At 53.1% G+C, this 18242-nt stretch carries 19 protein-coding genes; 11 read left to right on the top strand and 8 right to left on the bottom strand.

Features of this window, described 5'->3' with window-relative positions; genetic code table 11:
• Positions 1-11: 11 nt before the first annotated feature.
• Positions 12-926 carry an ABC transporter permease subunit gene (locus tag AC2FAJ_RS05690; protein ID WP_060571696.1) on the bottom strand — a complete coding sequence of 305 codons (915 nt, stop codon included), beginning with the start codon at positions 924-926 and terminating at the stop codon, positions 12-14.
• Positions 927-1026: 100 nt separating this feature from the next.
• Positions 1027-2148 (bottom strand): branched-chain amino acid ABC transporter substrate-binding protein, encoded by a 1122-nt coding sequence (locus AC2FAJ_RS05685; protein ID WP_028013667.1) that lies wholly within the window; start codon positions 2146-2148, stop codon positions 1027-1029.
• A gap of 415 nt (positions 2149-2563) precedes the next feature.
• Here AC2FAJ_RS05685 and AC2FAJ_RS05680 point away from each other — a divergent pair, with 415 nt between their 5' ends.
• Positions 2564-3232: a YecA/YgfB family protein gene (locus tag AC2FAJ_RS05680; RefSeq protein ID WP_049001195.1), complete on the top strand. Its 669-nt coding sequence runs from the start codon at positions 2564-2566 to the stop codon at positions 3230-3232.
• 37 nt (positions 3233-3269) lie between these two features.
• Here the strand turns inward: AC2FAJ_RS05680 and tyrP are convergent, their stop codons facing one another.
• The 3 genes from tyrP to yecR all read right to left on the bottom strand — a co-directional run bounded on the left by tyrP (position 3270) and on the right by yecR (position 5766).
• Positions 3270-4481, bottom strand: coding sequence for a tyrosine transporter TyrP (gene tyrP, locus AC2FAJ_RS05675; RefSeq protein WP_485453913.1), 1212 nt, complete (start codon positions 4479-4481; stop codon positions 3270-3272).
• Positions 4482-4726: 245 nt separating this feature from the next.
• The gene (gene ftnA / locus AC2FAJ_RS05670) at positions 4727-5224 is read right to left on the bottom strand and encodes a non-heme ferritin (RefSeq protein WP_028013664.1); all 498 of its coding nucleotides are present in this window, start codon (positions 5222-5224) and stop codon (positions 4727-4729) included.
• A 203-nt stretch (positions 5225-5427) separates the two neighbouring features.
• The gene (gene yecR / locus AC2FAJ_RS05665) at positions 5428-5766 is read right to left on the bottom strand and encodes a YecR family lipoprotein (protein WP_041909409.1); all 339 of its coding nucleotides are present in this window, start codon (positions 5764-5766) and stop codon (positions 5428-5430) included.
• 254 nt (positions 5767-6020) lie between these two features.
• On the opposite strand from yecR, the gene AC2FAJ_RS05660 reads away from it, so the two are divergent.
• The 3 genes from AC2FAJ_RS05660 to AC2FAJ_RS05650 all read left to right on the top strand — a co-directional run bounded on the left by AC2FAJ_RS05660 (position 6021) and on the right by AC2FAJ_RS05650 (position 7223).
• A complete protein-coding gene (locus AC2FAJ_RS05660) occupies positions 6021-6659 on the top strand; it encodes an RpiB/LacA/LacB family sugar-phosphate isomerase (protein ID WP_028013662.1) in 639 nt (212 codons plus the stop codon).
• A gap of 118 nt (positions 6660-6777) precedes the next feature.
• Entirely contained in the window at positions 6778-6861 is an 84-nt protein-coding gene (azuC, locus tag AC2FAJ_RS05655) for a stress response protein AzuC (RefSeq protein WP_014884364.1), read from the top strand.
• A gap of 110 nt (positions 6862-6971) precedes the next feature.
• Complete coding sequence (locus AC2FAJ_RS05650) at positions 6972-7223, top strand: DUF2766 family protein (RefSeq protein ID WP_008500405.1); 252 nt, start codon at positions 6972-6974, stop codon at positions 7221-7223.
• A 40-nt stretch (positions 7224-7263) separates the two neighbouring features.
• Here the strand turns inward: AC2FAJ_RS05650 and AC2FAJ_RS05645 are convergent, their stop codons facing one another.
• On the bottom strand, positions 7264-8607 hold the full coding sequence (locus AC2FAJ_RS05645) for an anaerobic C4-dicarboxylate transporter (RefSeq protein WP_028013661.1): 1344 nt from the start codon (positions 8605-8607) through the stop codon (positions 7264-7266).
• A 163-nt stretch (positions 8608-8770) separates the two neighbouring features.
• The gene (locus AC2FAJ_RS05640; protein WP_028013660.1) at positions 8771-9274 is read right to left on the bottom strand and encodes a non-heme ferritin-like protein; all 504 of its coding nucleotides are present in this window, start codon (positions 9272-9274) and stop codon (positions 8771-8773) included.
• Positions 9275-10061: 787 nt separating this feature from the next.
• Here AC2FAJ_RS05640 and araF point away from each other — a divergent pair.
• The 5 genes from araF to otsA all read left to right on the top strand — a co-directional run bounded on the left by araF (position 10062) and on the right by otsA (position 16011).
• Positions 10062-11051: an arabinose ABC transporter substrate-binding protein AraF gene (gene araF, locus AC2FAJ_RS05635; RefSeq protein WP_008500409.1), complete on the top strand. Its 990-nt coding sequence runs from the start codon at positions 10062-10064 to the stop codon at positions 11049-11051.
• Positions 11052-11122: 71 nt separating this feature from the next.
• Positions 11123-12637, top strand: a complete 1515-nt coding sequence (araG, locus tag AC2FAJ_RS05630; protein WP_485453912.1) for an L-arabinose ABC transporter ATP-binding protein AraG — start codon at positions 11123-11125, stop codon at positions 12635-12637.
• A 14-nt stretch (positions 12638-12651) separates the two neighbouring features.
• Positions 12652-13632, top strand: coding sequence for an arabinose ABC transporter permease AraH (gene araH, locus AC2FAJ_RS05625; RefSeq protein WP_032644894.1), 981 nt, complete (start codon positions 12652-12654; stop codon positions 13630-13632).
• A gap of 176 nt (positions 13633-13808) precedes the next feature.
• A complete protein-coding gene (gene otsB, locus AC2FAJ_RS05620) occupies positions 13809-14612 on the top strand; it encodes a trehalose-phosphatase (RefSeq protein ID WP_028013657.1) in 804 nt (267 codons plus the stop codon).
• Positions 14587-16011: an alpha,alpha-trehalose-phosphate synthase gene (gene otsA / locus AC2FAJ_RS05615; protein WP_485453911.1), complete on the top strand. Its 1425-nt coding sequence runs from the start codon at positions 14587-14589 to the stop codon at positions 16009-16011. Before otsB ends, otsA begins: the two co-directional genes overlap by 26 nt.
• 16 nt (positions 16012-16027) lie before the next feature.
• On the opposite strand, the gene uspC is transcribed toward otsA, so the two are convergent.
• Positions 16028-16456, bottom strand: coding sequence for a universal stress protein UspC (gene uspC, locus AC2FAJ_RS05610; RefSeq protein WP_485453910.1), 429 nt, complete (start codon positions 16454-16456; stop codon positions 16028-16030).
• A gap of 795 nt (positions 16457-17251) precedes the next feature.
• Here uspC and flhD point away from each other — a divergent pair.
• On the top strand, positions 17252-17602 hold the full coding sequence (flhD, locus tag AC2FAJ_RS05605) for a flagellar transcriptional regulator FlhD (protein ID WP_028013654.1): 351 nt from the start codon (positions 17252-17254) through the stop codon (positions 17600-17602).
• 2 nt (positions 17603-17604) lie between these two features.
• Positions 17605-18183: a flagellar transcriptional regulator FlhC gene (gene flhC / locus AC2FAJ_RS05600; RefSeq protein WP_013096051.1), complete on the top strand. Its 579-nt coding sequence runs from the start codon at positions 17605-17607 to the stop codon at positions 18181-18183.
• Positions 18184-18242: the final 59 nt, after the last annotated feature.

Here is an 18242-nt window from a genome sequence, read left to right as displayed (position 1 = left end):
CATTCTCTTCCTCACACTTTGGCCACAACCGGACGCCCGAGCAGACCCTGGGGCCGGAAAATCAGGATCAGGACCAGCAGGCCAAACGAGAAGACATCTTTATAGTCCGAGTTCACCATGCCCGAGAACTGGGCTTCCGCGACGCCCAGGATTAGGCCACCGAGCATAGCGCCGGGCAGGGAACCGATACCGCCGAGCACCGCCGCCGTAAAGGCCTTAATGCCAATCACAAACCCGACGTAGAAATCAAAGGTGCCGTAATTCATGGTGATGAGCACGCCCGCCAGGCCGGCCATCGCCGCGCCGATAACAAAGACCAGGGAGATAATCCGGTCGGTGTTGATCCCCAGAATAGAGGCCATTTTGCGATCCTGCTGAACCGCGCGGCACATCCGCCCCAGCCGGGTATGGTTGATTATCCACGTAAGCACCAGCATGCCGGCAAACGAGGCGAGCAGAATAAACACTTTGGTGTAGGTTATCTGCACGAACCCGTCGCCAAGATGCAGTCGAATCACGCCGTCGAGCATGGTCGGCACCCCTTGCTGGCGCGGGCCCTGGCTCAGCTGGGCGTAGTTTTGCAGGATAAGCGACATCCCGATGGCGGAGATAAGTGGCGCCAGGCGCGTGGAGTTGCGCAGCGGCCTGTAGGCGATACGCTCGATAGTCCAGCCGTACACGCCAGTTACCGCGATGGTGAACACCAGCGTACCCAGAATCAGCAGGGGGAAGGACTCAAGCCCGAAGAAAGAGAGCAGCGCCAGACCAATGGCGCAGAGATAGGCGGAAATCATATACACTTCGCCGTGGGCGAAATTGATCATCCCGATAATGCCGTACACCATGGTGTAGCCGATGGCGATCAGGCCGTAGACGGAGCCCAGCGTTAAGCCATTGACTAACTGCTGCAGGAAGAATGTACTCATCTTAGCGCGCTCGTTTTATAGGCTGCGCGAGGCGCGCAGGCCTGATGTTTATTACGCGCCGACGGGCAAGCCCGCCGACGTTGAGCGTGATTCCGTCCCGTTACTGCACTTCCTTATATTTTCCCTTGTCGTCCCACTGGTAAACCACGTAGTCAGACACTTTCAGGTCGCCTTTGCTGTCCCAGGCTTTTTTGCCCATCACCGTGTCGACGGAATTGGCTTTCAGCCACTCGCTGGCTTTCGCGGAATCCTTGCCGCCGGTGGCCTTGAAAGCTGCGGCAATGGCCTGTACGGAGGCATAGGAGTAGAGGGTATAACCTTCCGGCTCGAATTTACCGGCGCGGAATTTGTCGATAACCGCTTTACCGTCCGGGATCAGGCGCGGATCTTTACCAAAGGTCATGTAAATGCCGTTGGTATATTGCGGGCCGCCCGCTGCCGTCACCATCTCTTCGTTGACAATGCAGTCGCCGGAGAAGAATTTCGCCTGCACCCCCTGTTCACGCATCTGGCGAACCAGCGGGCCAGCTTCCGGGTGACAGCCGCCGAAGAACACCACGTCCGGTTTTTGCGCGCCGATCTTCGTCACCAGCGCGTTAAAGTCTTTTTCACCGCGGGATAAACCTTCATACATCACATCCTTGACCCCGCGCTTCGCCAGCGCCGCTTTAGTGGCATCAGCCAGTCCCTGTCCATAGGTGTCTTTATCGTGAATGATGACCACGCGTTTGGCTTTCAGCTTGTCGATGATGAAGTCGCTGGCGACCTGACCCTGCTGGTCGTCGCGGCCGCACATGCGGAACATGTCGCTCATGCCGCGTTCGGTGATCTGCGGGTTAGTTGAGCCAGGAGTAATCGCGATGATGCCCGCGTCGCTATACACCTCGGAGGCGGGCATGGTGGAAGAGGAGCAGAAATGGCCGACCACGGCGTTGACCTTATCCTGGTCGACTAAGCGGTTGGCGACGGCCACCGCCTGCTTAGGCTCGCAGGCGTCATCCCCCTGAACCAGTTTGATCTTCTCACCGTTAATACCGCCTGCGGCGTTAATGTCTTCGGCGGCCTGCGTTGCGCCGTGCCAGTACTGATCGCCGTAGGTGGCATTAGGGCCCGTGAACGGTCCGGCGACACCGATCACGATATCTGCCCGGGCGGAAAATGCCGTTACCAGACAACCGGCCAGCACAAGAGAAACAGGCGTTTTGATAAATTTCAGCGACATTATTATGTTCCTTAGCAAAGAGGTTTTTGCACCACGGCGTAAGCCTGAACGCCCAGGGCGCAGCCAATCCAAAAACACGAGCAAGAACAAAATGCACTAAACGAACGGCATCCTGCGTGATACGGCGAGGTTTCCATGCGCAGCGTCGCGCGAAGAACAGCAAGCAAAAACGTTGCCAGAATGGTTAACCCCTTGACGGGGTTATGACATGTTTGAGTATAGAGCGCCGCGTTATCTCGCCCTGCGCCAGGAGAAGAATTTACAGCGGAGATCACACATCGTTAACAATAAAGCCCATAAGTTGTGCAACGGTCACGATTTGCACACTTTTGCAGCAATATAGACCTAAACTTCAGCCAGGGCAGGCGTGCGATCTGTGGTAGGATCCTTTCCTTTTTTATCAGGAGTGTCCGCGATGACGGAAGGTCCATTAAATGAAAGCGAAATGGCGTGGCTGGAAGAGACATTAATGTCTTACGGTCATGACGATGCGTCCGTGATTGACGTGTCCGAACTGGACGGCATGCTTACTGCAGTGCTTTCCGGCCCTGTTGTCGTTGAGCCAGATGCCTGGCTGGTGGCGGTGTGGGGCGGGGAGAAGTACATCCCGCGCTGGAAAAACGATCGTGAAATGAACCGTTTTATCGATCTCTGCTTTAAGCATATGAACGACATTGCCGAGCGCCTGAGTGAATACCCGGATCAGTTTGAGCCGCTGTTCGGCTATAACGACGTTGACGGTGAGAGTTACACCGTGGTCGAAGAGTGGTGCTATGGCTACATGCGCGGCGTGGCGCTGACGGACTGGTCAGCCTTGCCGGAAACCCTGAAGGCCGATCTCGACGTGATTGCCCTGCACGGAACGGAAGAGAACAGCGAGAAGCTGGATGAACTGTCCGAAGAGGAGTATATCGCCAGCATCGAGAGCATCCAGCCTGCGGCTCTGCGCTTATACAACTACTGGGTGGAGAACCCGCAGCAGCCGGAAGCGAAGAAGCCTGTCGTGAACGGCACGAAAGTGGGGCGTAACGATCCGTGCCCTTGCGGCAGCGGGAAGAAGTTTAAGAGCTGCTGCCTGCACTGATAAAAAAAGGGGCTGATGATAGCCCCTTTTATCTTCTTTAACCCACTTCCGGCAGCATCCCGGCTGCAATCAACACCTGCACCAGAATAATCATTACCCCGCAGCCAAACACAACGCACAGCAGCGGTTTTCCTCCCACGACGCGATATCCTTGCTGAGGATGCTGCTGACGGCTTTTCCACGCCAGCAGGGAAGGGAGCAGCAGGGCCAGGACAGAGAGCGCCACCCCCGCGTAGCCCAGCGCCATCACAAACCCGCGAGGGTAAAACAGCGCAAACGCCAGCGGCGGCAGGAAGGTAATGGCTCCGGTCTGTAATCGCCCGGCGGCAGTATTGCGACGCTGGAACAGGTCGGCCAGGTAATCGAACAGGCCGAGCGCTACGCCCAGGAACGAGGTCGCGAGCGCCAGGTCGGCGAACAGGTGAACCGCCAGCTCCACGTGCGGCGAGGTGACCACCTCGCGCAGCGACAACAGAAAACCGTTCAGGCCAGCGTGCTGCGCCATCAGCCCGACAAAGGTTGAAGAGTCAATGCTACCCAGCGTCACCAGCTGCCAGAAAATGTAGGCGATCAGCGGAATGGCGCTGCCGATAACAAACACACGACGCAGCTTGCGGACATCACCGTTCATATAGCTGACGATGCTCGGCACGCTGCCGTGGAAGCCAAACGAGGTGAAAATGACCGGGATGGCGGAAAGCGCCAGCCCTTGCTCCAGCGGCAGCGTCAGCAGGTTCACCTTGTGCACGTGCGGTGCCAGCAGCGCCAGCATGACAACCAGAAACAGAATTTTGGCGCTGAACAGAAAGCGGTTAAAGAGATCGACCAGCGATGTGCCCACGCAGACCACGCCGCCGCCAATAAGCGCAAAGAAGATAGCCCCCGTTGCAGGGGTAATGTCAGAGCCAAACCAGTCGTTGACGCTGGAGGCGATTAACTCCCCGGCACCGCTGATATACGCGGCCGTGAGGGCGTACATCAGGAACATCATGCTAAAGCCGGTGATCCACTGGCCGTAGCGTCCCAGATAGCGCGCCGCCAGCGAACCCAGCCCGGTATCTGCGGGCACATGCTGGTAAACCTCAAGCAGCAGCAGTGCGGTATAGCACATTAATGCCCAGAGCGTGCCAAGCAGCAGCAGGGTCATCCCAAATCCCACTCCCGCGGCAGCCAGAGGCATTGCCAGCATTCCTGCGCCAATCGTCGTTCCGGCGACGATAAAAATACTTCCCAGGGTTCTGTTCTTCACGCTTTCCTCTACAACGACGCTTAACCGCAACAAAATCTGCGGCGCAGAGTAAGGCAAAAGCGGTAATTCGTCAAACCACCGTTACAAGGCGTGTAATGAAAGGTTTACGTATTGCGCTACTGCTCATCCTGAGTGGGGCGACGGTCAGGCGTGACGTAAATAAGGCGTACGGGGAATAAAATGCGTGTTTTAATGCAGGGGAAAGGTAAATTAACGCGGCGCCGGAAACCGGCACCGCGCTGATATTAATTCTGCGTATCGAGAGTCGACAGTTCTTTATCAATAAAGTAAAGTCCTTCGCCGGATTTACCCACCAGGGATAATTTATCCAGCACGGATTTAAACAGCTTCTCTTCTTCGTGTTGTTCCGCAACGTACCACTGCAGGAAATTAAAGGTTGGATAATCCTGGCCGATCATTGCCGCATGAACCAGTTCGTTAATTTTCTGGGTGATCAGCTGTTCGTGCTCGTAGGTGGCGCGGAACAGTTCGTCGAGAGAATTATATTCAGCAAAAGGCGATGCCACGTTCTCAATGCGCGGCAGGCTGCCCGTATCGGTCAGATAATCAAACAGGCGCTGCATGTGGGTCATCTCTTCCTGGGCGTGACGACGCAGAAACGCGGCCGCACCTTCAAAGCTGTGATAGCTGCACCAGGCGCTCATCTGCTGGTAGAGAAGGGATGAATAGAGCTCAAGGTTCATTTGTGCATTGAGCTTGTCGATCATTTCAGTTTTCAGCATGGTGGCGCTCCGGATTATTATTACGGGTTCATAATGAGCGACACTATAATTTGTTATTTAATTATTTGCAAAACGTAAAATTAAATATTTGTTCGTTTAAAATACGAATGGGAATAAAACGCATTGGCGATATTTATTTTTATTAATGCGAATTATTTTTGTTCTTAGTTAAATAAAGCGCCAGCAAACGCTGGCAGCTTTGATTAATACCAGGGATTATTTGCCTTAGGGTTAACGGCATACCCCATGCACTTATACTGGATAGTAACGCTCTCGTTCAGGCACAAAGAGCCGCTTGTCAGGGTACAGGTTTTGACCGGCTGCCCGTAGGCAGAGGCGGTGGCATAGCCCATGTTCTGACAGGCTTTTACCGCGGTACCGTTATTAACATATTCATCGGACCAGGCGTTTTGCAGCACGGCCTGGCCATAGTCGAGGCGGACAATGCCGTTCGGCGCGTCGAGGCTGCTGATTTCCGCCTGGCGTTTAACGCTGCATCCCGCGAGCAGCAGGACTGTAGCGGCTACGATGGCTCTTTTCATGGTTCGCTCTGAGTGGATGGAAATACGTTATCGTACCCGCAGATGCCCGCTGCAATGCCAGGAATAGCCGGACGATCTACCCTCACTCTTTGCAACGGACGGCGTAGATCCTCCCCTTCACAAAATTGTGAGCGTGCATTTAGTTTTTAAAACTGCATTTCATTTACTTTGAAAGTCTGTTTATTTGATGCCAGAATGAACGGGAACAGGTATCCATGGCGGGGAGCGCCCGCAGCGCATTCTGGAGAGACACGATGAAAATTGCACTGATGATGGAAAACAGCCAGGCGGCTAAAAACCCAGTCATATTAAAAGAGCTGAAAACGGTAGCCGATGAAAAAGGGTTTCCGGTTTACAACGTGGGTATGAGCGACGAAAACGATCATCACCTGACCTACATCCACCTGGGCATTATGGCGAGCATTTTGCTGAATGCGAAAGCGGTGGATTTTGTGGTCACCGGCTGCGGCACCGGGCAGGGGGCGCTGATGTCGTTAAACATCCACCCTGGCGTGATATGCGGCTACTGCATCGATCCCGCAGACGCGTTTCTCTTCGCGCAAATCAATAACGGCAATGCGCTCTCGCTGCCTTTTGCCAAAGGGTTTGGCTGGGGAGCGGAGCTAAACGTTCGCTTTATCTTTGAAAAGGCGTTTACCGGCCGAAAAGGGGAGGGTTATCCTCCAGAGCGTAAAGAGCCGCAGGTGCGTAACGCCGGTATTCTGAACCAGGTAAAAGCGGCCGTGGTAAAAGATAACTATCTTGACTCGCTGCGCGCCATCGATCCTGAGCTGGTGAAGACCGCTGTTTCCGGCCCGCGTTTCCAGCAGTGCTTCTTTGAAAATTGCCAGGATAAGGCGATCGAGGATTTTGTTCGCAGTATCGTGGGTTAATGCGCACTGCGCAGTTTAAATTGTGATATGCGTCACAAAAATATTGATTTTTGTGACGATGGTCATATTATAGGCACATTGACAATAAAGTTGTATAACAAGTTAATGGAGCATCACAATGAAACTGCGCAAAATCCTGAAAAGTATGTGGGCCAATTACTGCCGCACTTTTAAAGACGTGCCGCCTGGCGCCATGTTCTGATAAAAAAAAACCTGCTTCGGCGGGTTTTTTTGTGTCCTGCGGCAATGAAGGGCAGATGTCACGGGCCACGTTTTGATACTATGGCGGCCTTTGAATAAGGAGAAACCCCCATGTCACAAAACCTGAGCGCCGATCAGGAACTGGTCTCTGACGTTGTCGCCTGTCAGCTGGTTATCAAGCAAATTCTTGATGTTCTGGACGTTATTGCACCGGTTGAAGTGCGCGAGAAGATGTCCACGCAGCTGAAAAACATCGATTTTGCCAGCCATCCCGCGGCTGCCGACCCGGTGACGCTTCGCGCGATCCAGAAAGCCATCGCGCTGATTGAACTGCGCTTTACGCCGCAGGGCGAGTCTCATTAAAACGCGAACGGGCGACCACGCGTGTCGCCCGTTGAAAACGTTAAAAGAAGGTCTGGACCAGCAGGTAGCTCGCCGCGCAGGCGCAGCTCACGCCAATTAGCCCCGGCAGAATAAAGCTGTGGTTAATGATGAATTTGCCGATGCGGGTTGTTCCCGAGCGGTCAAAGCCGATGCAGGCTAAATCACTCGGGTAGGTCGGCAGAACAAAATAGCCGTAGGACGCCGGGAAGAAGGCGATCAGCATTTTTGGATCGATGCCCAACATCAATCCCATCGGCGCCACGGCCGTCAGGGCCGCCGCCTGGCTGTTTACCAGCTTCGACACAAGGAAAAGCACGATGGCATACGTCCACGGATGGCTTTTCACAACCCCTTCCAGCGCCAGCTTTAACTCATCGAGATGCGCCTGGAAAAAGGTATCGCTCATCCACGCCACCCCGAACACCGAGAAGATCGCCACCATACCGGCCTTGAATACCGCACCGTTTGAGATGGCTGAGGCATTGACCTTGCAGGCCATCAGCATCACGGCACCGGCAATGAGCATCATCATCTGAATGACGAGGTTCATCGACAGGGCCGTCATTTTACCTTTCAGTTCGAAGGCCGGGCGCAGTTCGGGGAAAGCCCCGAGCAGGACTACCACCGCAATACCGGCAAAGAAAATCCATGTCGACCAGTAGGCCTGCTTCGGAAAACGCTGGTTCATTAACGTCTCCGTGCCGCCATAGATAAACTCGCGCTGTTTGGGATCTTTCAGTTTCTCCTGAAACTCCCCGTCGTCAGCCAAATCTTTCCCCCGACGTAAACTCCACAGGGCCGCGATCGCGACGCCGAAAAGCGAAGCGGGAACCGATACGGCGAGGATTTCCAGGATCCCCCACGCGTGCCCAATCCCATGCTGTGCGGCCAGGATGGAGACCAGCGACACAACGGCGACGGAAACCGGAGACGCGGTGATCGCCATCTGGGATGCCACCGATGCCACCGCCATTGGGCGTTCCGGGCGGATCCCTTTTTTCAGGGCGATATCCGCAATGATGGGGAACATGGTGTAGACCACGTGCCCGGTGCCGCACAGAAAGGTCAGCATCCAGGTGGTAAAAGGGGCGAGAAGCGTGATGTGCTGCGGGTGTTTGCGCAGCAGGCGTTCAGCAAACTGCATCATGACGTTGAGGCCACCCGCGGTCTGCAGGGTAGCGGCACAGCCTATCACCGCGAGAATGGTTAACATGACGTCAACCGGAGGCTTGCCGGGCTGGAGCCCAAAGACAAAACACAAAATAAAAAGGCCAATACCGCTGATTAACCCAAGCCCCATGCCGCCGAAACGTGTTCCCGTCAGCAGGCAGAGGAGAATGACAACAAACTCAATGGTGATCATGCTTTTCCCTCGTCAATGATTATGTAATTAAATAAATCATTACATTTTGTAGGGTTAATCATTGAGAGCGAGATCTGATTTGTTAAATTTCAGCAAAAGCAGAGGGTTGGGGAGATAAGAAGAAACCTGCCTCCCTGAACCAGGGCAAAGGCAGGTTAAACGCTTAGTGGTGCTGCACCGTCACAAGATCGAGCAGGTGGCGGTCGGCTTGCTCCGGGCGTAAACCGGCCTGGCGCGCATTGTGGATCTCATCCGCCAGCGTTTTCAGCAGCATACCGTCCTGCTGCTGTTCTTTATCCATATCGCGTAAAAATTTAAGAGTGATGATGTCATGCTGTGCTCTGGCTTCATCGGCCAGCTTGTTGAGCGTCGTACAGCGCTGCTCATGCTCTTCCAGCGTTTTCTGGAACAGTTCTTCCAGAGAAGAGTAATTTTCGTTGATCCCATCAAGGGCTTTAACAACCGGGTTAGCCCCCGCGGCCTTCAGGAAGTTAAAGACGCGCATCATATGGGTGACGTTGCTTTGTGCCTGTGAACGAAAGAACGTGGCAGAGCCCGTGAGACTTTTTTCAGAACACCATGCACTTAGGTGAAGGTGCAGGTTCGAGGCGTAGAACTCAAGGTTCATCTGCGCGTTAAGTTTTTGCATCATCGTTTGGGTAGCCATACTCATATCCTTATAGACTGTGGGACGTGATGTCCGCTGCTTAACCTGACAGCCAGGCAAATACGAAGAAAAACAGAATTGCAATTTTTGCAGTGACTAAAATCGATCGAAAATTCACTTCCTGTGTTCGATATAAATAAGCATACCTTTGTCTTATGATTAAGAAAACTCTTAATTAGGCTGTGTTTACCATACATTACAAAGTTTAATATAGTACAAAAATACAAATATATAGCCACCAAATGAAATTTTATTAACCTGTTGATATTAAAGGTTAAGTGTCTTTCGAGGGATACTGATTTACTTTCGTGAACATTTAGCTGGAATAATGCTCTGTAAGAAAAATAAATACAGATTATTCATTTCAAATATATGATGCGTTGCTGAATTTGCGCTAAGTCAATTTTAACGGAATAACGCCTTTTCATGATGCGTTCGTTTTTTTGATGAAAAGCATGGATCCCCGTCAGGGGAGAGCCGCAGCGACATCCGCCGTAAGGCATCAGGGATTTCTTAGCTAATCTTATGGATAATTCTGCTTACCCTGCTTTCATTTGTCAGACAATTCCTACCTTTTTTATGTCATTTTTCGCTGAATTTATGTACGCAATTACTGTAATTCTGCGGTGTGATGGGGCTCTCTTATGGATGATTAATTTCCCGCTAAAACTATCACCAGCAATAACGCTTATGACGAGGTAAGCGCTAATGCCTTGTTTTAAGTCCGATTAAATAAGAAGCACGCAAATCTTCCCTACAGAAAAGAATGCTAAAGCTGGAGTTTACCATGCACAAATTTACTAAAGCGCTGGCGGCCATCGGTCTGGCTGCCGTTATGTCACAATCCGCTATCGCTGAGAATTTAAAACTCGGTTTTTTGGTAAAACAGCCGGAAGAACCCTGGTTCCAGACCGAATGGAAATTCGCTGATAAAGCCGGAAAAGATTTAGGTTTTGAAGTGATTAAAATCGCCGTGCCGGACGGTGAAAAAACCCTGAACGCCATCGACAGCCTGGCGGCCAGCGGCGCGAAAGGCTTTGTTATCTGCACTCCGGATCCAAAACTCGGATCGGCAATTGCGGCGAAAGCCCGCGGTTACGACATGAAGGTTATTGCGGTTGACGATCAGTTCGTTAACGCCAAAGGCAAACCGATGGACAGCGTTCCGCTGGTCATGATGGCGGCGACCAAAATTGGTGAACGTCAGGGGCAGGAGCTTTATAAAGAGATGCAGAAACGCGGCTGGGATGTGAAAGAGACCGCCGTCATGGCCATCACCGCAGACGAGCTGGACACGGCGCGTCGTCGTACGACCGGATCAATGGACGCGCTGAAAGCGGCCGGCTTCCCTGAAAAACAGATCTATAAAGTGCCAACCAAATCTAACGACATCCCGGGCGCCTTTGACGCGGCGAACTCTATGCTGGTCCAGCACCCGGAAGTGAAGCACTGGCTGGTGGTCGGCATGAACGACAACACCGTGCTGGGCGGCGTGCGCGCGACGGAAGGTCAGGGCTTCAAGGCGCCTGACGTTATCGGGATCGGCATCAACGGCGTGGATGCGGTGAGCGAGCTGTCCAAAGCGCAGGCCACTGGCTTCTACGGCTCTCTGCTGCCAAGCCCGGACGTTCACGGCTACAAATCCAGCGAAATGCTCTACAACTGGGTAACCAAAGGGGCTGAACCGCCGAAATTTACCGAAGTGACCGACGTGGTGCTGATTACACGCGACAACTTCAAAGAGGAACTGGCGAAAAAGGGATTGGGCGGTAAGTAATACGCTGTGATTGTGCCCCTTACTCGCCGTAAGGGGCCAGACGTACACACTACAGGAATCACGGAGTCGTTATGCAACAGTCTAATCCGTATCTCTCTTTTCGCGGCATCGGGAAAACGTTTCCCGGTGTTAACGCGCTGACCGATATCAGCTTCGACTGCTATGCCGGCCAGGTTCATGCCCTGATGGGGGAAAACGGAGCGGGGAAATCCACGCTGCTAAAAATCCTCAGCGGCAACTACGCGCCAACAACCGGCACGCTGGCCATTCGCGGTGAAGAGATGGCCTTTGCCGATACCACGGCGGCGCTCAACGCCGGTGTCGCCATTATCTATCAGGAGCTGCACCTCATCCCTGAGATGACCGTGGCCGAAAATATCTATTTAGGCCAGCTTCCGCACAAAAGCGGCGTGGTGAATCGTTCGCTACTTAATTATGAAGCGGGGCTGCAGCTTAAGCATCTTGGTCTGGACGTCGATCCCCAGACCCCGCTGAAATACCTCTCCATCGGCCAGTGGCAGATGGTTGAAATTGCCAAGGCGCTGGCGCGTAACGCCAGGGTTATTGCCTTTGATGAACCCACCAGTTCGCTTTCCGCACGTGAAATTGAAAACCTGTTCCGCGTGATCCGCGAGCTGCGGCAGGAAGGCCGCACCATTTTGTACGTGTCGCACCGCATGGAGGAGATATTTGCCCTGAGCGATGCCATCACCGTATTTAAGGATGGGCGCTATGTGCGCACCTTTACCGATATGCAGCAGGTTAACCATGACCAGCTTGTTCAGGCGATGGTCGGGCGCGATCTGGGCGATATCTATCACTGGAAACCGCGCGAGTACGGCCCCGAGCGCCTGCGTCTGGACAACGTCAAAGCGCCGGGCGTGCGAACGCCGATTTCGTTATCCGTACGCAGCGGTGAGATCGTCGGTCTGTTTGGCCTTGTAGGGGCGGGGCGCAGCGAGCTGATGAAAGGGCTGTTCGGCGGTACACGTATTACCGCAGGGCAGGTCTCCATTGACGGCGAGCAGGTGGATATTCAGAAACCCGCCCACGCAATCAGGGCCGGGATGATGCTCTGCCCGGAAGACCGCAAGGCGGAGGGGATCATTCCGGTGCATTCGGTGCGCGACAACATCAACATTTCCGCCCGGCGTAAATTTATCCGTGCGGGTTGCCTGATTAACGACGGCTGGGAGTCGAGCAACGCCGACCATCATATTCGCTCGCTGAATATCAAAACGCCGGGACCGGAACAGCTGATTATGAATCTGTCAGGAGGAAACCAGCAGAAGGCCATTTTAGGCCGCTGGCTGTCGGAGGATATGAAGGTCATTTTGCTGGACGAGCCGACGCGCGGTATCGATGTGGGCGCAAAACACGAGATTTACAACGTGATATATGAACTGGCAAAACGCGGCGTGGCGGTGCTGTTCGCCTCCAGCGATCTGCCTGAGGTGCTTGGCGTTGCTGACCGCATTGTAGTGATGCGCGAAGGCGAAATCGCCGGTGAATTACTTCATGAACAGGCGAATGAACAACAGGCGTTGAACCTCGCCATGCCTAAAGTCAGCCAGGCTGTCGCCTGAGTAAGGAGTTAATGATGTCCTCTGTTACTACATCCGGAGCGCCGAAGTCGGCTTTTAGTTTTGGACGCATCTGGGATCAGTACGGCATGCTGGTGGTCTTTGCCGCACTCTTCATCGCCTGTGCAATCTTCGTCCCTAATTTTGCCACCTTCATTAATATGAAAGGGCTGGGACTGGCGATTTCCATGTCCGGCATGGTGGCCTGCGGCATGCTCTTCTGTCTGGCCTCCGGTGATTTCGACCTGTCGGTGGCCTCGGTTATCGCCTGCGCGGGCGTCACCACGGCGGTGGTTATCAACATGACGGAAAGCCTGTGGATTGGCGTTTTTGCCGGTCTGTTGCTCGGCGTGATCAGCGGTCTGGTGAACGGTTTTGTTATCGCACGCCTGAAGATTAATGCCCTGATTACCACGCTTGCAACGATGCAGATAGTCCGCGGTCTGGCCTATATCATCTCCGACGGTAAAGCGGTAGGGATTGAAGACGAGCGCTTCTTTACGCTGGGCTACGCCAACTGGCTGGGCCTGCCTGCGCCTATCTGGCTCACCGTGGCCTGCCTGATCCTGTTCGGCTTCCTGCTGAACCGCACCACCTTTGGTCGTAACACGCTGGCGATCGGCGGCAATGAAGAAGCGGCCCGTCTGGCAGGGGTGCCGGTTGTACGCACCAAGATTATTATCTTTGTGCTCTCCGGGCTGGTCTCCGCCGCGGCGGGGATTATTCTGGCGTCGCGTATGACCAGCGGCCAGCCAATGACGTCTATCGGTTATGAGCTGATCGTCATCTCGGCGTGCGTTTTAGGGGGCGTTTCCCTCAAGGGAGGCATCGGAAAAATCTCATATGTGGTGGCCGGTATCCTGATTTTGGGCACGGTGGAAAACGCCATGAACCTGTTGAATATTTCGCCGTTCTCTCAGTACGTCGTGCGCGGCCTGATCCTGCTGGCAGCCGTGATTTTCGACCGTTACAAGCAAAAAGCGAAGCGTACCGTGTAACCCCAGCGCTGACTTTTTATTGCTCAACTAATAACCATAGTTGACCCCTGAACCGCCTCGCCAGTTTTGCTGGCGGGGCGGTTGTCAAATGGCGAGGCCCATCACACTGTCTATACTTACATGGCTATGAAAGAGGTAAAGGCGTTTACCTCTCGTAAACCGTAAGGAGGATTAGGGTGGCTGACTTGTTAACCGCACCGCCTGTACTGCCCGGAAAATATGCTTTCTTTTTTGACCTCGACGGGACGCTCGCCGGGATCCAGCCGCATCCTGACGACGTGGTCGTACCGGATACGGTGCTAGAGAATTTGCAGCAGCTCTCTCGACTGAACGAGGGCGCATTGGCATTGATTTCAGGGCGCTCAATGGCCGAGCTGGATGTGCTCGCCAGTCCTTACCACTTTCCGCTGGCCGGTGTACACGGAGCGGAGCGCCGCGATATCCATGATCAACTGCATGTTGTATCACTCCCCGATACCTTAATTCAGGCGTTACATACTGAACTCTCCTCGGCGCTGGCGTCGCTCCCGGGCACGGAACTGGAAGCGAAAGGCATGGCGTTCGCCTTGCACTATCGGCAGGCTCCGCATCACGAAGCGGCGATCTTTGCGATTGCCCGCAGCGTGGCCGATGCACATCCGCAGCTCGCGCTGCAGCCGGGGAAGTGTGTCGTTGAGATAAAACCTGAGGGCATCAATAAGGGGGCCGCTATTGCGGCGTTTATGGCGGAACCGCCATTTAAGGGACGTACACCGGTATTTTTTGGCGATGACCTGACCGATGAGGCCGGTTTTCGCGTGGTGAAACAGGCCGGAGGGATCGCCGTCAAGGTAGGGCCTGGTGACACTGTCGCAGAGTGGCGTCTGGCGAATGTCGAGGCCGTCTGGCAGTGGATTTCTGATATCGCTAACCAGCAACAACAACAAATAGCGCAAAACAAAGGGGGAAACCATTATGGGTCGCTTAGTCGTCGTCTCTAACCGAATTGCACCGCCTGATGATAAAAAAGCCAGTGCAGGTGGCCTGGCGGTAGGGGTATTAGGTGCCTTAAAAGCTGCTGGCGGGCTGTGGTTTGGCTGGAGCGGTGAAATCAATGAACAAGAGAAACCGCTTAAAAAGGTGACGCGCGGGAACATTACGTGGGCATCATTTGCGCTCAAAGAGAAAGACTATGACGAGTATTACTCGCAGTTCTCCAATGCGGTCCTGTGGCCTGCGTTTCACTATCGTCTTGACCTGGTGAAATTCCAGCGTGAATCCTTCGAGGGCTACTCGCGGGTGAATGCGCTGCTGGCGGATAAACTGCTGCCTTTAATTGAGGAAGACGATATTTTATGGATCCACGATTATCATCTGCTCCCCTTCGCCAGAGAGCTGCGTAAAAGGGGAGTCAATAACCGGATTGGCTTCTTCCTGCATATTCCGTTCCCGACGCCGGAAATTTTCACCGCGCTGCCGCCGCATGAAGAACTGCTGGAGGCGCTGTGTGATTATGACCTGCTGGGCTTCCAGACCGAAAATGACCGTCTCGCGTTCCTGGACTCCGTGTCAGGCAAAACGCGCCTGGTAACCAACGGCGGCAAAACCCATACGGCGTGGGGCAAAACCTTCCACACCGAGGTCTATCCGATTGGCATTGAACCCGACGAAATTGCGGAACAGGCCTCGGGCCCGCTGCCGCCGAAGCTGGCCCAGCTTAAGAATGAACTCAAGCACGTGAAGAATATCTTCTCGGTAGAGCGTCTGGATTATTCCAAAGGGTTGCCGGAACGCTTCCTGGCGTATGAAACGCTGCTGGATAAATACCCTCAGCACCACGGTAAAATCCGCTATACCCAGATCGCGCCAACGTCGCGCGGGGAAGTGCAGGCCTATCAGGACATTCGTCATCAGCTGGAGACCGAAGCGGGGCGCATCAACGGGCGCTACGGCCAACTGGGCTGGACGCCGCTCTTTTATCTCAATCAGCATTTTGACCGTAAGATCCTGATGAAGGTCTTCCGCTACGCCGACGTTGGCCTGGTTACGCCGCTGCGTGACGGGATGAACCTGGTGGCAAAAGAGTACGTGGCGGCTCAGGACCCGGCGGATCCGGGCGTGCTGGTGCTTTCCCAGTTTGCAGGGGCAGCGAACGAACTGACCTCAGCGCTGCTCGTTAACCCTTACGATCGGGATGATGTGGCAAATGCCCTCAACCGCGCGCTGACCATGCCGCTGACGGAGCGAATTTCCCGCCATGCCGAAATGATGGAGACGATCCGGAATAACGATATAAATCACTGGCAGGCGCGTTTTATTCAGGATCTACGCGAAATAGCCCCGCAAAGTCACGAAGGCTATCTGCAAAAAAAGATCGCGACCTTCCCTAAACTCGCCTGATATTCCTCTGGGGGGGTTAAGCCCCCCCAAGCGGCACTAACAGCACGTCAACCTGGCTTGAGGCGATAATAGATTTTGCCGCGCAGCTAGCCCTTGATATAAAGCTGTGGTTATGGTTCCCGCAAATCACTAAATCAATTTTCTGCTTGCGGCACATATCAAGAATATGGGCATTCAGTTCCCCCGTCGCAATAACGGTTTCATCAATGGGGTACTCTGCTTTTTCGACAAGCTCTCGCAGAAACTGCTGCGTTTCCTCCTGCAAAACCTCACGAATATCTTCCAGCATCGGGGCCGCCAGTTGATTGTACATCTCGGGCTCGGCCGCGAGGGTAATGAGGCTGATGCGCGCATTATGCGGCCGGGCGATGGAAACGGCCCGGGCGACAAGCTGGTGGCTTTCGGGGGAAACGGCAACAGAAACAAGAAGATGGGAGTAACTCATGGCGCACTCCTTAGATGTCTGACAGACAGCGTTTCATCACCATTACCGCGAATTTCCTGGTTTCGCAAGACTTGAATACGACATTAGTGTGAAGCTTATCATAATTATTCATTAATTATTCTTATAAGAAGAATAACTGATAAATGCGCCTAAATGAAAAAAATTAACAACTTAACGTAAGTCACACAAATCTTCGCTTTCGCTATTAAATCATTCTAACAAGTTATAAACGCATTTCGAATGATCACGCAATGAAACAAATTTTTTGCCAGAAATGCATAACTCTATGTTTTATCGAAGTAATCAAAATGTGTCCCTGACGCATACGCGATGTAAACGATTGCCGATACTGCACGCACGGGTAAAAGCACATTGCGTGCCACTTATTCTCACGCTTATGCATGAGTATTCGTCGATTAAGAATACAAAACAGTGCCGATTGATTAAAAAATGAGCAAATTAGAAGTCATACTGATGGATTTATGGGTAACATTCACTTAAATTGTGTGACGTGGATCACATTTTTTTTAAATTTGAGGGTGGCTGCATTGTATGTGTCAAATCTGGCGAGTAGAGTTTGCGTCGAATTAGGAAAAATCTTAGTTATTTGTAAGAAATGATAAAACCTGTAAGAGATGTAACCGCGTTGCATCCCTTACGCGTTTGGATGAATACAAACCTAGATTCAACTATGCATTTAGCCTTTTCTTTTTTATACCGGGTGATTTCCCGGCGACATCACGGGGTGCGGTCTTTCCGCATAAAAATAATAGTTGGTTATTCGGGATGGGAACAATGCATACATCCGAGTTGCTAAAACATATCTATGACATCAATTTGTCATATTTACTGCTCGCGCAGCGTTTAATTAGTCAGGACAAAGCGTCCGCGATGTTTCGTCTGGGTATTAACGAAGAAATGGCAACCATGCTGGGTGGATTAACCCTCCCGCAGATGGTAAAACTGGCGGAAACGAATCAACTGGTGTGCCAGTTCCGTTTTGATAATCCGCAGACGATAACGCGTCTGACGCAGGAATCCCGCGTGGACGATCTGCAACAGATCCATACCGGTATCCTGCTCTCCACTCGCTTGCTTAGCGACATCAGTCAGCCTGATGACGCAGCCCGTAAGAAAAGGGCCTAGCAATGAGCGAAAAAAGCATTGTTCAGGAAGCGCGTGACATACAGCTGGCCATGGAGCTGATTACGCTGGGTGCTCGTTTACAAATGCTGGAAAGCGAGACTCAGCTGAGCCGTGGTCGCCTCATCAAACTGTATAAAGAGTTACGCGGTAGTCCCCCGCCGAAAGGCATGCTGCCGTTTTCTACGGACTGGTTTATGACCTGGGAGCAGAACATCCACGCTTCCATGTTCTGTAATGCCTGGCAGTATCTTCTCAAAACCGGTTTGTGTAGCGGCGTAGACGCCGTGATCAAAGCGTACAAACTTTACCTTGAACAATGCCCACAGCAGGAAGAAGGCCCTCTGCTGGCGCTGACCCGCGCATGGACGCTGGTGCGTTTTGTTGAGAGCGGAATGCTTGAACTGTCGCGCTGCAATTGCTGCGACGGCAATTTTATTACCCATGCTCATCAGCCTGCAGGCAGCTTCGCCTGTAGTTTATGTCAGCCGCCGTCCCGCGCAGTAAAAAGACGTAAACTTTCCCGGGATGCTGCCGATATTATTCCACAACTGCTGGATGAACAGATCGAACAAGCTGTTTAACCCGAACGTGTGGGCAAGATTCCAGCAGCGGTAAGTCATTACCGCTGCTTTTTTTTACC

It is taken from the genome of Enterobacter cloacae complex sp. 385G4, assembly GCF_057320665.1.
The sequence above is the reverse complement of the archived record's forward strand: the minus strand, read 5'-3'. Positions and strand labels throughout refer to the sequence as shown.

What these genes read in the sequence shown, in the direction of transcription:
- azuC (WP_014884364.1), top strand. Translation starts at nt 6,778, where the DNA reads ATGAAACTGCGCAAAATCCTGAAAAGTATGTGGGCCAATTACTGCCGC.
- yecR (WP_041909409.1), bottom strand. Translation starts at nt 5,766, where the DNA reads ATGAAAAGAGCCATCGTAGCCGCTACAGTCCTGCTGCTCGCGGGATGC.
- otsA (WP_485453911.1), top strand. Translation starts at nt 14,587, where the DNA reads ATGGGTCGCTTAGTCGTCGTCTCTAACCGAATTGCACCGCCTGATGAT.
- AC2FAJ_RS05680 (WP_049001195.1), top strand. Translation starts at nt 2,564, where the DNA reads ATGACGGAAGGTCCATTAAATGAAAGCGAAATGGCGTGGCTGGAAGAG.
- AC2FAJ_RS05645 (WP_028013661.1), bottom strand. Translation starts at nt 8,607, where the DNA reads ATGATCACCATTGAGTTTGTTGTCATTCTCCTCTGCCTGCTGACGGGA.
- araF (WP_008500409.1), top strand. Translation starts at nt 10,062, where the DNA reads ATGCACAAATTTACTAAAGCGCTGGCGGCCATCGGTCTGGCTGCCGTT.
- araG (WP_485453912.1), top strand. Translation starts at nt 11,123, where the DNA reads ATGCAACAGTCTAATCCGTATCTCTCTTTTCGCGGCATCGGGAAAACG.
- araH (WP_032644894.1), top strand. Translation starts at nt 12,652, where the DNA reads ATGTCCTCTGTTACTACATCCGGAGCGCCGAAGTCGGCTTTTAGTTTT.
- ftnA (WP_028013664.1), bottom strand. Translation starts at nt 5,224, where the DNA reads ATGCTGAAAACTGAAATGATCGACAAGCTCAATGCACAAATGAACCTT.
- flhC (WP_013096051.1), top strand. Translation starts at nt 17,605, where the DNA reads ATGAGCGAAAAAAGCATTGTTCAGGAAGCGCGTGACATACAGCTGGCC.
- AC2FAJ_RS05650 (WP_008500405.1), top strand. Translation starts at nt 6,972, where the DNA reads ATGTCACAAAACCTGAGCGCCGATCAGGAACTGGTCTCTGACGTTGTC.
- AC2FAJ_RS05640 (WP_028013660.1), bottom strand. Translation starts at nt 9,274, where the DNA reads ATGGCTACCCAAACGATGATGCAAAAACTTAACGCGCAGATGAACCTT.
- flhD (WP_028013654.1), top strand. Translation starts at nt 17,252, where the DNA reads ATGCATACATCCGAGTTGCTAAAACATATCTATGACATCAATTTGTCA.
- AC2FAJ_RS05690 (WP_060571696.1), bottom strand. Translation starts at nt 926, where the DNA reads ATGAGTACATTCTTCCTGCAGCAGTTAGTCAATGGCTTAACGCTGGGC.
- uspC (WP_485453910.1), bottom strand. Translation starts at nt 16,456, where the DNA reads ATGAGTTACTCCCATCTTCTTGTTTCTGTTGCCGTTTCCCCCGAAAGC.
- AC2FAJ_RS05685 (WP_028013667.1), bottom strand. Translation starts at nt 2,148, where the DNA reads ATGTCGCTGAAATTTATCAAAACGCCTGTTTCTCTTGTGCTGGCCGGT.
- AC2FAJ_RS05660 (WP_028013662.1), top strand. Translation starts at nt 6,021, where the DNA reads ATGAAAATTGCACTGATGATGGAAAACAGCCAGGCGGCTAAAAACCCA.